The sequence below is a fragment of the Neorhizobium fuzhouense genome, assembly GCF_042611105.1.
GTDB classification, from domain to species: domain Bacteria; phylum Pseudomonadota; class Alphaproteobacteria; order Rhizobiales; family Rhizobiaceae; genus Neorhizobium; species Neorhizobium galegae_A.
Window position 1 is genome coordinate 753180 of the sequence record NZ_JBHFFP010000001.1, and the last position, 13527, is coordinate 766706.

At 58.1% G+C, this 13527-nt stretch carries 10 protein-coding genes; 2 read left to right on the forward strand and 8 right to left on the reverse strand.

The window, feature by feature from the left end; all coding sequences use genetic code 11:
* Positions 1-8: 8 nt before the first annotated feature.
* The gene (locus tag ACEXP3_RS03765) at positions 9-1034 is read right to left on the reverse strand and encodes an ABC transporter substrate-binding protein (RefSeq protein WP_377296033.1); all 1026 of its coding nucleotides are present in this window, start codon (positions 1032-1034) and stop codon (positions 9-11) included.
* Between the two features lie 107 nt (positions 1035-1141).
* Complete coding sequence (locus tag ACEXP3_RS03770) at positions 1142-2164, reverse strand: ABC transporter substrate-binding protein (protein ID WP_377296034.1); 1023 nt, start codon at positions 2162-2164, stop codon at positions 1142-1144.
* A gap of 214 nt (positions 2165-2378) precedes the next feature.
* On the opposite strand from ACEXP3_RS03770, the gene ACEXP3_RS03775 reads away from it, so the two are divergent.
* Both ACEXP3_RS03775 and ACEXP3_RS03780 read left to right on the forward strand, forming a co-directional pair.
* On the forward strand, positions 2379-3119 hold the full coding sequence (locus tag ACEXP3_RS03775; protein WP_377296035.1) for a response regulator transcription factor: 741 nt from the start codon (positions 2379-2381) through the stop codon (positions 3117-3119).
* Positions 3116-5266: a sensor histidine kinase gene (locus ACEXP3_RS03780; RefSeq protein ID WP_377296036.1), complete on the forward strand. Its 2151-nt coding sequence runs from the start codon at positions 3116-3118 to the stop codon at positions 5264-5266. The genes ACEXP3_RS03775 and ACEXP3_RS03780 overlap by 4 nt, the downstream gene beginning before the upstream one ends.
* A 711-nt stretch (positions 5267-5977) precedes the next feature.
* Here the strand turns inward: ACEXP3_RS03780 and ACEXP3_RS03785 are convergent.
* From ACEXP3_RS03785 to ACEXP3_RS03810, 6 genes are all read right to left on the reverse strand, one after another.
* Complete coding sequence (locus tag ACEXP3_RS03785) at positions 5978-6442, reverse strand: ricin-type beta-trefoil lectin domain protein (RefSeq protein ID WP_377296037.1); 465 nt, start codon at positions 6440-6442, stop codon at positions 5978-5980.
* Positions 6439-7527 carry a hypothetical protein gene (locus ACEXP3_RS03790; RefSeq protein WP_377296038.1) on the reverse strand — a complete coding sequence of 363 codons (1089 nt, stop codon included), beginning with the start codon at positions 7525-7527 and terminating at the stop codon, positions 6439-6441. The genes ACEXP3_RS03785 and ACEXP3_RS03790 overlap by 4 nt, the downstream gene beginning before the upstream one ends.
* Before the next feature lie 142 nt (positions 7528-7669).
* On the reverse strand, positions 7670-9502 hold the full coding sequence (locus tag ACEXP3_RS03795) for a cell wall hydrolase (RefSeq protein WP_377296039.1): 1833 nt from the start codon (positions 9500-9502) through the stop codon (positions 7670-7672).
* Positions 9489-10823, reverse strand: a complete 1335-nt coding sequence (locus tag ACEXP3_RS03800; protein WP_377296040.1) for a hypothetical protein — start codon at positions 10821-10823, stop codon at positions 9489-9491. The genes ACEXP3_RS03795 and ACEXP3_RS03800 overlap by 14 nt, the downstream gene beginning before the upstream one ends.
* Positions 10820-11917, reverse strand: a complete 1098-nt coding sequence (locus ACEXP3_RS03805) for a hypothetical protein (protein WP_377296041.1) — start codon at positions 11915-11917, stop codon at positions 10820-10822. The genes ACEXP3_RS03800 and ACEXP3_RS03805 overlap by 4 nt, the downstream gene beginning before the upstream one ends.
* Positions 11914-12429 (reverse strand): hypothetical protein, encoded by a 516-nt coding sequence (locus ACEXP3_RS03810; protein ID WP_377296042.1) that lies wholly within the window; start codon positions 12427-12429, stop codon positions 11914-11916. The genes ACEXP3_RS03805 and ACEXP3_RS03810 overlap by 4 nt, the downstream gene beginning before the upstream one ends.
* Between the last annotated feature and the right edge of the window lie 1098 nt (positions 12430-13527).

Consider the following 13527-nt stretch of genomic DNA (forward strand, 5'->3'; position numbering starts at 1 on the left):
AGGTCGCATCAGTTGGCGACGGCGCCGATTTCGCGATCCCAGCGCTCAAGCAGCGCCTTGCGCCGGTCGGAATCCCCGTAGGTCTTGAAGTCGTAATCGATCAGCTTGATGTCTTCGAAGCGCGGCGCTTCCTTGGGGATCTCCGCGCTCTTGTTCGATGGAAGCTGGAAAGACTTGGCATCCTTCATGCGCGACTGAACGTCAGGCTTCAGAGACCAGTCGTACCAGGTCTTGGCGTTTGCCATGTTGCGGGCACCCTTGACGATCGACATGGAGCCGATTTCGTAGCCGGTGCCTTCGCAGGGTGCGATGGTCTTGACAGGGAAGCCTTCGGCGGTCTGTGCGACGGCGTCATGCATGAAGACGATGCCGAGACCAGTCTCGCCGCGGGCGGCCGCCTTCACCGGCGCGGAGCCTGACTTTGTGTATTGCGAGATATTGGCATTCAGCGACTTCAAATATTCGAAGGCCTTGTCTTGCCCCATGATCTGCACGAGCGAGGCAAGCGCCGTATAGGCGGTCCCCGACGAGTTCGGGTTGGCGATCTGGATCTCGCCCTTCAGTTCGGGTGCCAGAAGATCCGCCCAGCAGGTGGGCTCCTTGTACCCCTTCCGCTTGAAGATCTCGGTGTTGTAGCCCCAGCCGAGCGCACCGGCATAGACGCCGACGGTCCTGAAGCCCGAGCTTTCGGCCTGCTTCTTGGCCCAATCCTGCAACTGGTCCAGCATCGGCGACTTGTATTCCGCGCTCAGCCCTTCGGACGCAGCCTGGAGGTGGGGATCGCCGGTACCCGCCCACCAGAGGTCGGTCTTCGGATTGCGCGCTTCGGCGCGGATCTTGGCGTAGGCCTCGCCCGAGGACATGCGGACCATGTTGACCTTGATGTCATGAGCCTTTTCGAAATCGCCCTTCATCTGTTCGCAGATGACGACATCGGCGGCGCAAATGAGGTTGAGCTCGCCGGCAGCCATGGCCGAACCGGCAGCCAGGCTCGTGCCTGCAAAGAGAAGAGTTGAAAGAAGTTTCAGTCGCATGGGTATCCTCCTGTTGCTTGTGTTTGATGGAAGTCGCAGAAAAGGGACAAGCCTTCGGCGGCGGCGCCGAGAAAGCACCGTGTCCGGGATGGTCCGGTCGTAGGAAATCAGTTGGTTGGATTGATCTCGCGATCGAAGCGGCTCAAGAGCCGATCTCGCTGTTCGGGCGAACCGAAGGTGGCGAAATCATAGTCCACCATCTTGATCATCGAAATGTCCGGAGCGGCAGGCGGAAGCTTTGCCCTGGCATTGGATGGCACCTGGTTCTGTCCAGCGGCAGCACCGGTTGCCTGTCCTTCGGGGCTCAGCGCAAAATCGACGAAACGGCGTGCCTCTTCCACATTTCGGCTGCCCTTGACGATGCTGACCGCTCCGATTTCGTAGCCGGTGCCTTCGCAGGGCGCGACGATCACAAGGGGAGCGCCTGCCTCCTTCTGGGTGACGGCATCGTGCATGAAGGCGATGCCGATCGTGATCTTTCCTCTGCCCGCCGCCTTGACTGGCTCTGAACCGGCCTTGGTGTATTCGGCGATATTGCGGCCAAGCTCGCGCATATAGGCGAAAGCCTCGTCCTCGCCGAGGAGCTGCACCAGCGTGACGAGGGTCGTAAAGGCCGTGCCCGACGAGTGCGGATTGCCGGACAGGATATGGCCGCGATAGATCGGCTTGGCGAGATCCTTCCAGCAGTTGGGCGCCGGCAATCCTTCCGCCGAGAGAAGATCCGCATTGTAGGCGAAGCCGAGCGCCCCGGCGTACAGACCGACGGATGTGCCACCCGACAAAGAGTAGAAGTTCCGTGCCCAGGGCAGAAGATCTGCTTCCTGTCGAGGCCGATGGCGTTCGAGGAGACCTTCATAGGCTGCCTGCAGATGCGTGACCCCCGTGCCGCCCCACCAGACATCGACGGTCGGCGCATCCTTCTCGGCCCGGACACGATCGAGGATCTCGCCGGTGCTCATCCGGGCCATGGTGACATGAAGGCCAGTCTTCGCCTCGTAGGTCTTTTCCATGACCGCGCACCACGCCTCATCGACACCGCAGAGGATGTTCAGCGTGCCGGCAGACCGGGAACCCGTAGCCGTGGCGAATGTCACAAGGACGCCGGCACCGATGGCGGTCAATAATCTCACGTCTTCCTCCCTTGGAACCTCCCCGTTCCAATGAATGAAGCATGATCATATCAGTCCGGGCTGGCAACCCACAGAATGGTTACTGATCTTTCAAGCCGGGAGCGTCACGCATTGCAGAGATTGCAAATATTACAATTGTGACACTCGCCGATAACCAGCAAGTCTTTGGCGTTTTTCCACCGTGCGGTTATGATGACGGTGGGAGGACTGCAACGTGTTGAACCAGAAGGTAAAAATTCTGATCGTCGAGGACGATCCGGATATGGCGGAGCTTATTTGTGATCTTGTGGAGGCTGAAGGCTGGATACCATTGACGGCACCCTCCGCCGAGGCTGCGCAGGAGCGATTGCAGCATGAGGCGGTTCAACTGGTTCTCGTTGACCATAATCTGCCAGGTCTCTCGGGCCGTGCCTTCGCGCAGCGTTTGAGGGCGCAAACCGACGTCGGCATCGTCATGGTCACGGCAGCGGGGAGCGCGACGGATCGGGTTCTGGGCCTCGAGACGGCGGCGGACGATTATGTCGTAAAGCCGTTCGAACCGAACGAGCTGACAGCACGGATCAAGGCAGTTCTCCGTCGCACGCATCCACAATTGCGCTACGATAGAGAGGGCGACCGCGACCATGCCGCCGCAACGCTTAGGCTCGGCGATTGGGCCGTCGATCTGGGTCAGCGCCGTGCCGTTTGCCTTGCCGATCCCACCAAGACGTTGACGTCAGCAGAGTTCGCCCTGCTCGAGATCCTCGCCGAGATGCCGAATACGCCCGTCAGCCGTGCACAGATTCTCGATCGCATGGGCGCCGACTCTGATCGTTTCGTCGATCGTAACGTCGATGTTCTGGTGCTGCGTCTGAGGCGCAAGATCGAACGGAATCCCGACCTTCCACGCCATATCCAGACCCGGCGCGGCAAGGGTTATGTCCTGCACACCGGTGATGCTGGATTGTTGCCTTGATCAACCGCGCCTTCGTCTCCTCGATCGCCTTCCGGTTGCCATTTGCAATCGCCTTCATCTGCGTCTCGGTTCTCCTTCTGTCGACCGTTGCCATCTATGGCCTGCAGAGGGCACGCAGTGAAATGTCGGCCTACAGTGTACAGGCCTTTTCGAGCCTCGCCAAGGCCTCGCTGGTGTCGAGGCAAGTGTCCGATCTTGTATCGAGTGCGCCATTCCTGATGAATGCCACGTCTCCCTATCGTGTCTCAAGCGAGAGTCGCGCGGTGGTGGCGCAGGTTGAGACGCTCCTCAAGACAATGGCGCCGGAGCAAACGGGTGTGACCAGCCAGGGCGGCGGTGCGCGCCGGATCATCGAACTCCTCGAAGATATCGAAACGCAGACACTGGCACTTGCGACCAATGCCGATGCCGCGCAAGAATATAGGGCTGAAGCGGCGGTGGCGCTCGGAGAGATCGCAACGGCTCGGGCCATCCAGGATCAGGATCTGCGTCAGCGTCTGAACAGCATCGCACAATCCGCATCGACATCGGATAGCCTCTTTCAGCTTGGCGAACTTCAACGACGCTTCGTGGCCGAGACGACGGTCCCCATGCTGGCCGCGGGACCCGACTTGCAGATCTCGCCTGAACAGCTCGAACCGTATCGAAGGATCTTCGAGGCGCAGACACGCTACCTCCTCGAGATGTTCACCATCCGCGCATCCGTCTCACGTCTGCATACCGTGTCGCGCGACCTCTCACATGCAACCGAAACCCAGAGCACATTCGTTGCCAATGCGCTGAACCAGAACCTCGAAGCCACTTCAAGCGCGTTGCGTCAGTTGCTTGGCATGACGGTGATCGCTTCCTTTGCAGTCGTGATCCTGGCCATTGTCTCCATCCGCTCGGTCATGCGCGTGTCTCATGGGATCGGCGATCTCTCGCGCGGCATGAATGCGCTGGCACGCGGAGAGGAAAATGTCGGACCACCCGTTTATGCGGGGACGGAAACGGAACTGATCCGCCTGCTCGACGCCTTCCGCGCCTTCAAGGAGAGCGTCGACCGCGTATCACGCCTCAGACGTACGGCCGAAGCGGCTGCGCGCACTATCCGATCGACGTTCCGGACGATGAACGAAGGCATCGCCCTCTTCGATCCTGGCGGTCAACCGATCACCATGAACCGGCGCATTATCGAACTGATGCGGCAGACAGGATCCTCGCGGAAAATGTCACTACGCCGGTTCGTCGCAACCGTACCGGAGATTGATCCTGTGCTGCTGCCTGCCGAAAATGAGCGTGGCGCACTTTTTGAGCGTCAGGTTCTTCGGCACCGTTTTGTCGACGACCAGGTGGTGGAGATTTCCGCGTCAAGGCAGCCGGACGGAGGGGTTGTTCTGCTCGCCCGCGACGTGACGGCCATGGACCGCCAGGAGATGGAAGCGGCCCGTGCCCAACGCCTGGACGTGGTAATGCGGATGACGCACCAGGTCAGCCATGAAGTCGGCAACATGATCGGCATTATTACCGGCAGCCTTGGCCTGCTCGAACGGGAACCCGATTTTACGGAACGGCAGAAGCGGCACCTGGGGCGCATCCGCAAAGCCGCCGAGCGCGGGCGAGCCCTCGCCTCCAGCATGTTATCCATCGGCAGTCAGCAGCAGATCCGTCCGGCCTCAATCGAGATTGCAACGATCCTTCAAGGGATGGCCGATGTCTTGGAGATGGCGATAGGCACCCGCAATCGACTGGAACTGGACCTTGCAGCCAGTCTACCAACAGTCTGCCTCGATCCTGCGCTGCTTGAGCAATCGATACTCAACCTTTGCCTGAACGCATCGGCTGCCATGCCGGATGGCGGAACGGTCAGAGTGGAAGCGTCTGGAACCATCGAAGCCGTCATCATCGCAGTCATCGACGAAGGTGTTGGCATGTCGCCCGAAGTCCTCGACCAAGCGATGGAACCTTACTTCACCACGAGATCAAGAACCGGGGGGTCTGGCCTCGGGCTCGCTATGGTCTATGGGTTCGTCCGCCAGTCTGGTGGTGAAGTCAGAATCACCTCTCGCTTAGGGGAAGGTACACGCGTGGAGCTTTGTTTCCTTCCGTCGAAGTCGGAGTCCACCCCATGTCAGGCAGGACACGAACGGGTCCAAGCTCCCCTTTGAAAACCTTTGGCCCTCATCATGTAATCGAGCATGACAGAAACTTGGATAACCAAAAATCGGAAATAATTACCGCTCAACGGGCCCGTTGAATGAAGCCCAGAGCCAGGGCACAAAGGTGACATCCACGGTCGCTCGCGATGGGAAAATATAGCGAATTCAAGGGCTGGTTCGTTAAGTCATTGAAATCATGTGAGAATCCAGCTCCCCCAGGGAACTCATTTTGACCCTGCTTTTTACCTAAACTGGCTATCAACTCCCAGACGAAAAAGTGGCGTCGTCTCAATAAGTTGAGCGATCTCTACCGTAGTTTCTTGGGCTATCCGTCGAGTTCGAAGACGCCCGGAAAGTTGGCTGGGAACCCGCAAGCGATGTGTGTTATCGGACCGGCGGCAGACTGTCTGTTAGTCGTAAGCGGATTGCTGATAGCGGACATTAGCTCGTTGCCAGGAGGCTGACCATAAGCACAATTTTCGATGCGTCGGAGCGAGTATACTGGCGTCAGCCGTCGCCGGTATAGCTTAGGACTGGCTGTATTTTGGGTTTTGATCCCGCCGGTCCGGGGCACGCTCCCCGGTTCGTCCGTTTTCCAATACGGCGAGGCTCTATTTAGAAGAATTCAATGATAATTGTCCACACGATGCCTTGGAAGGGAGCTTTCCAAATTGGCCAGGGCGTTCTTCAAGACTGCCTCTGCTGGGTCGGCCTCGTTGTTTATCCAGGGGCGCCGATCATCCATTGCTGGGTAAGCTGCTGCGGGCTGCATTTTTCCATAACGATCTCTATTTCCTTTGAACTCAAGGGCTTTTTTCGCGTCAGACATGCATGCGCGTCATTGTTATGTAGCATGAAGCCACTATCCGCTTTCGCCCTACGCCACTGGTAATGCCAATTGCGGCATTGCGACAACAAGAGTTGCTGATTGTTGTAATAGAGGCAGTTTCCGTTGCTTGTCAGGATGTAATCCTCCTTACTGATCCGGCTGTTTTCAAGCCGAAATGCGCTTTGACCGAAACATCCGCCAAGATTGACGAATATTGCTCCGGAAGGCGATTTCCAGAACTCTGTGCATTTTCCGCTTTCAAGAAGAAATGGGGTCGTCTGCTCCGACAATGCCTCCTGGTGCACGACGATAACAGACATGCAGTTGAGCAGGATGCCAAGAATGACGGCTCTCATTGTACGGAACCTCCGGCTTTTTTTGTGTCGCCATCGACCTGATTGAAAAATTGTGTTGCACGGCGTCCAAGCGTGGATGGCAAGGCCTGTTCGCCGATGCCGCAAAACAACCCGACGACAAGCGCCACCTGAACAGACGACAGGATCGCCGTCGTATCGAGCGTGCCGATCTTGAAGGTGACGATCTGCACGACAAACAACGCAGTCAGCACCAGCGACAACAATCCGGTAAAAACCAACCGGACAGGAGGTGTCATCAGGTCGGCTTCCAACCCGCCGAGATTTTCGAAGGGAATTTTGATATTCCGGATCCCGAAAGAGAGCCATGCTCCCATCATCGTTCCCGACCAAACCAGCAGAAGTTTTGAATAATCGGTTTCTGCATCGATGAGATAAGGCGAGATGATGAAATAGACCATAAATCCGGCAACGAATGATCCGGCTGCCCACTGGCCGAGGTTGATCATGTACTTGTTTTTAACACCGGGTCCTTCGACATATTCGATATATTTCTGCAGATCCCGCAACGCGGACCAGGCGGCTTTCGAAGGTGTTTCTGCCTCAAGCCCAGCCTTGGCGATCAGGACTAGCCTGTCGATATAGGTAACCAGTTCGGCATTGCTGGCATTTTTAGAGCGGGTTTTCCGCAGGCTTCTGATGATCCACTCCGTCAACTCGACCGCATTCTTGAATTCGAGAAGCTCCGCCGATGGATCCACGTCGGCAACTGCAATCGAGACGGTCGGCAAGTCCTTGTCTTCGCGACGTGTGACCACGAAGCCACTTTTCGCAAAATCCAAGGGTTTCTCTTCGGGTTCCGTCACGGCGGCGCCTTGCGCCGCAGCGCCAATGTCTTGACCTGAAGCGACACCGCCCTGCGCAGCGGCGGCAGGGGCTGCCATGTCGGCGGCGTTGGCGTTTTCAGGAGCTGCAGCTGCTATGGCAGCGCCGTTGACTTCGTTGCCATTTGCAGGCGCAGGGGCCTGCACTGCAACGGCGTTGCAATCGCCCACTTCTGCAGCGTCATGAATCTGAACGGGAACAACCCCGCCGTCGGCGGCCGGCACAGTTTGCGGATCTGGCATGGTTGGTAGCTTCCAAGGATAGGGTTGAAGAAGAGGTCGATGTCTCCATCATACCTCGTCCGGCGAATGATGCTGAATCTCTCCGATTGCCTTTCAATTTTTACACACTCGCGAGTGTTCAGGTTGCCTTGCCGCCCGCACCTCACCCCGTCTTTTTATAAAATATGTGCGCACCGATATGCGCCGTCGGCGTCATCGTCGCCGCCCAGTCGGGGAAGCGTTTCATGGTGTCGGCGTGAAAATGTGTGGCGCCGCCGGTTTGATCGACAAGCGTGCCGGCGATGGCGTCGCCGGCGATCGCGAAACACTGGTCGAAGATCGCGTCGCCGCTGTTGGGCTGAAGGTTGACGATCTTGGCGCGGTTGATGTCACCTGCATTCCAGCAGGAAAACTGCTTGTTTTTCAAACACACGTGCTCGACCGTCTTGCCGAACCAGCTCTTGGCCTTGGCCCGGTTCATCACGACATTTGCGACTGCCTCCAGCCCAGCCTTACCCTGGTCGCGCGCCTCGCCATACAGCGTGCGCGCCAGGATGATCCGGTTGCGGGTGTCGTGTCCGCCGGGAGCCGGCCCCGGAAGGGGCAGTTCCGGGGCGGGGTTCAGCGTGCTCAGCCAACGGATCGCGACAATCTTGCCGCGCGAGGCCGGAATGGTCGTCACGAGATCGGACTGGTTGCCCCCGAGAATCTGGATCTGGTCGGTGGAAAGCTTTTTATCAAAGAACGCCACATGCCCGCTGCCGCTTGTGTTGTCCTGAGGTGATAGAACAACGATCGCACCGCGGGGAATGCTGTCGTAATCCCGCTGCCGCAGCTCGAGATCGCCCCATTGCGTCCAGTGGGAAGCAACTTCCGGTTCGAACACTTGATACTGCTCGGCGCCGCCCTTTTCCAGGCACCAGGCGGCAAATGCGCCGCACCATGGCTCGCTGGATGTATGCGGATTGGTCGCGGCGTCAAAATACTGGCTCACTCGTTGCTGACCCGCACCGGATGTTTCCACGAAGCCTCCGGTCTTCCAGTCCGCGAACTCCTTGTCCGCCGCGGCCATCCAGTCAGCGGCAACCGTGGCGTCTACGACAGGCGTGATAAATTCGGGAACATATTGTTCGATAAGATCAAATGCCTTCTCCAAGCCGGTCTCAAGCGCCGTGGACGTGGCAGTGACAAAAGCATCGACGGTTGCATAACCGGTTCCGGCGGCATCGCCGATAAATTTTTTGCGGTCCTTCAGCAACTGGTCGATCTTCGACTTGTCGTACCGGCAAGCGGAAAAAATCTCGTCCATCTTTGTGGCCGGCGTCTTGGCGTTGATCGCCTTTTGAACGGCCACGGCTGCATCCACGCCGATCAGCCGGGAATGAAAGATGTTCAGAAGACTGGTGATATAGTCCCGGCTCGCCATCCCCTCGCCAAAACTTTTGGCATCCCGCTCGGCCATCCAGGCGGCGCAATCGACCTGCGCATATCCCGAAAGGCGCCCGTCCGGCCCGAACGTGACATTCAATCCGGAGGCGACATAGGCGTCCCATTCGGTCGTCGAGATCTGAAACGGACCGAGCGCGGTTGGATCGCTCAGCTGCGCCGCGAAATTCGTGAGCGACGTTTCGATCAGCGCCCACGCGATGAGATAATCGCAGCCGACCGTGCCGCCATCCGCATCCGCCAGTTCGCAGCGGATACATTCGGAAACAAAAGCCCCCTCATCGACCGGAGGAACAACGGCTGCACCGTCATCAGCCGGCGCTCCGAGGAACGTGGCGAGTATCCATCCTGTAAGAGGTAGGGCGACCGGGTTTGTCTGATAGCTGATTTCGATCCAGGTACCACGTTCGGCACTCTTGCCGGTCGGAGTGACGATATCGCCCCCCAACAAGCGCGGAGCACCCTCAACATGTGGCGAGGATTCCGAAGGCAGGACGTAAAATTTGACGAGTTGCAGGGTCTGGTTCTGGACAAGCTTATATCGGGACACAGGGTTGATCCTCCCCTTTATCGGCCCACTCGAGGACCTTGTAGAAGAAAGCTTTTGAGACTGTCGACGCATCATTCGTGTCCTGCGCCGACATGTTGCATTTCTGCCTTGCCGTTACGACAGCATTGCGGACCGCTCTGTCTTCAAGATTTTGCCCCTCGGTCAAAACCTTGACCTTCTTGAGCGCTTCAATGAATTGCTTTTCTCTTGACGGATATTCCTGGAACAGCAGGCTCTCGGTGATATTCAGATATCTGCCTTGCTGACACTGGGGCATATCCCGCACGCCCCGCAGCTGGCCCTGTCCGTCCCATTCCGTGTCGTTGATACGTCCATCCGGCCCCGCAGCGCCCGCGGAATAAACGAACGCCTCCCAAAGCTTCACCGCCGCCATGGTGAGGGAATTGTCGGGGTCCGAACGCGACACACAAAGGTTTCGCCGCAGAAGACGGAGATCAGCATCCGTATACGTTCTCTTCCCGTTGAAGATCTGCGCAACGGCTGTCGAGGGCGTCAGCGGCCGCCCCGGTCGTGCTATACCCGGATCGTTCGGCCTGCGCGGCGTATCGAAAACCCGCCGCTCGATCTCGAGATTCTCCACCTGCGGCGGTTCCACGCCGGTGACTGCGGCCCGCGCGAAGCTGTTGACATCCATGGTGATGGTCTGCGGCGTGCAGAGTTTCAGATAGGAACGCAGCACCGCGACGACATCCACCTTCTGCAGGTAACGCGCGGTGAGAAATCTATCGCGAAATTGCAGGCGCCGGCTTTCCACCGTCAGCTTGATGGTGGAAGGCTCCAGCCCTAAAAGCGCGCGGGTGTAATAGGCATCGTAAGCTTGCGACGCCAGACCGAGCGCGATGCTGACATATTTGAACGCATCGTCATTGCCCGGCACGGCGACGGCAAGCGCACCGGCGGCCGTGGTCGTCAGGCTGACCAGGGTCGAATTGACGAAAGGCCTTTCGTTGCGTTTGTTTTCCAGCCAGGCCAGATAAAGATCGCACCGGTGGTCGATATCGTTCATCCCGGCCTTCACGACCGTATTCCACCTATATTCGTCAAATCCCGACGAGAGGCACCGGAGCCGATGCCCCGCGGCAACCGGAAGATCCGCCTGTCTGCAGATCTCGCCAAAGTAACTTTCGAGCGAATCCGTGGCGATTGCCGTCTCCTCGCTCATCAGATCCGGGCCCGCCCCGGCCTCGATAAACTGCCGCTCCGCCGGCGTGCAGCCCGAAAGCAGAACGCCCGAGAGTAGAAGACCCAACACCGAGCGGACCAGAAAGCGAAAAAGCGAAGACCAAAAAAGCTCGCTCATTTCGACTTCCCCACGATGCTTTCGATGATCTTGATATTCTGCTGGATAAACCGCGCATTGGTTCCGGTGCGGGCCGGACCGGGCACGGTGCCGATGGCGGATCGCGCCGCATCCACGGTACTGCGAATGTCCTGCGTCTGTTCATCGGTCAGGCCGGCGCCCGGTTTGGCAGCGTTGGAAGCAAGCTGTGCCGCGCACCAGGTCACGCTTTCCTTGATGCGCAGCGTCAGGCTTCCGGCCGGGTCGATACGCGCCTTTTCGGGATCGGTGAAAGTGTTGAAATCGCTGTCGGGACGCCGGAACCGGGAGCAGGCAAAATCGCGATCCGTGCTGCGCGCCGCCTGCAGGCGCCCGATTGCCGCCTCGTAGATCGTCGCATTCGAGCCCTGCAGCTGCTTGAGAAGCGTGTCCACGGTCGCGCGTGGAACGCTTTGATAGAGGAATGCCCGGTTGGGCAGCTTGCTCATCCAGGCGGCGGCCTCGAGCACGGTATTTCCGGGCTGATAATAATATTGCTTGGCCAGATCGGCCGCCGCAAACAGAAGCCAGTAGGCAATGCCGACATCGTCGCCATTCGGGCCTCTGTTGGCAAGCTGCTTCAGCCGCTCCTGCCAGAGGCGGCTGGCCCTTTGATACAGTAGCGACGAGCTCCCATAGCTGAAACCCGGCTGGCCCATTTCGGCCAGAAACGGCCCCACGCCTTCAAGATCGCTTGTCGGGTCATTGGCGATCGCCGTCGCAAGGGGATAGTCCTGGTCGCGATCGGCAAAAAACGGGATCTGGAAATTCATCTGTTCGCTTTGATAACCGGCCGGTGGCGATGGCACCGTGATCGATACCGGAATGCTGATCGCCGGCCTTGAGCGCAGATCGAACGCCCATCTGCCGTCCGTGGCGGTGCGCGGAAACGCGGTGTCGCGGGATTTGACCTCGGCCGAGGCCGCAACCCCGGCCCTGCTCTGGACTTCGACGGTCAGATCCCCCGCCGCCAGCCGGGCCGGCGACGCCATCACGGCGAACATCGCCAACAGGACAGCGCGGTACCATGAGGGAAAATGGGCCGTATCGAACATGCGGCGGTGTTTCTGCGTCATGACTTATCCTTCACCAGCATGGCCAGATAAGAGCCCTGTATGGCCATCAGGCCGCCGAAAAGGGCCCGCATCTGCTTCAGAGAAGCGTCCTGGGCCTCCGCCGGAAACACGCCAGACCAGTCTCCGGTGCTGATCAGGAATATGGAGACGACTGAAAACAGGATGCCGGCGGCCAGAAGAAGAATGAAGGCGTGGCCCACGCCGTTCAAAACGCTCCCTGCCTTTGGCGGAGCGCCATCGGCGGTCACGTTGACGAAACAGACCGAGGAAAGCACCGTCGGAATGACCGCGCTGAGCCCGGTGACGAAGGTTCCGAACGCACTGTCGAACGGAAAGGAAATCGCCTGCATGAACAGGTATTTCCAACGGTCGCTGGAAACGAAGCCCGAACTGCTGTGATCGATCGTCAGTCCCATGAACACCAGGCAGACAACCACGATGCCGGCGCCGATCGCCAATAGAAATACCTGCGCGAGCCGTCTGACAAAGACGTCGGTTACCAACTTCTTCACAATATGCCTCTTTCAGAGCAAAGATCTCATGACGCAAAGCACATAAAGTGCTGCGGAGCGTCCCATCGATCAGTTTGCATGTAGAAAAATCTATGCCACAGCAGACATTTACTCTGCCGTGCAGCCTGCCACGCAGGTGTTTTGCTCAAATCCCCGCCACAACCTATTCGATAATCTCAAATGTCGTCAATAAATTTTTAATGATTGCCGGGCCGCAGAAAACGAATTGCCTGTTACCGAAGACGCGGCCCTCGGAGGCTAACTCCGTTGATAGTGACTGGTAGCAACACGAAACCGAAATTACTGGCATCCATATTGCCGATCTGCGGAACGCGCTGCGGGAAGGAGGACAGGATTTCGCGGTATTGGCCGCTGGTGAAGACCAAATTAGATGGCTCGCGAATAGCTGCGTCTGCCCGGAAATGAGAAGCCTGGTAAGACTCCCAACAGTATGAAAGCGATTTGTGCGATACTTGGCCGCTATCGCGACTTCTTGGAGCGGAAGGAAAGATCCAAGCGCTACAGGCCCGAGAGCCCGCGGCCGTTTGTCTGCTGTCTGGCGTCTGGGTAGCGAGGTCCTCATTACGATGCGCTGTCGATGGCATCATGTCCAAGACAACGCACGCTTTCAGGCATGCGCCAAAACGCCGTGCACGAACGACAGATGGTACGAAATGGCAGCGCCGTAGTGGCCGCTGGAAGGAAAACTCGCAGTCAACCAGCGGAAATACTTGCTGCTGTACTCTCATGTTGACTGATGCCCAAAGCCAGGGCACAATGGTGGCATCCACGGTCGCTCGCGGCAGAAAGCGGCAGAAAACAGAGGGAATTTCAATACTTTTTCAACTAAGCCATTGAAATCATGTGAGAATCCAGGTTCCCCAGCCAATCTTTTCAGATTAATGTTCTCTTATAAATCAGAGTGTTAGGGCACCTAAGCGGCTGAGCGCGCACCTCTGTAAGTACCTCACGAGTTGAGTTATCCACCTTCGCGCGTGCGCCAACTTAGCTGCCGAAGGAAGGATTGGAGGTCTATCCCGTTGTCGATGCGGTTGCAGGAACCTCTCAATGCGCGCATGCTGCAGGTCTTGATCGGAT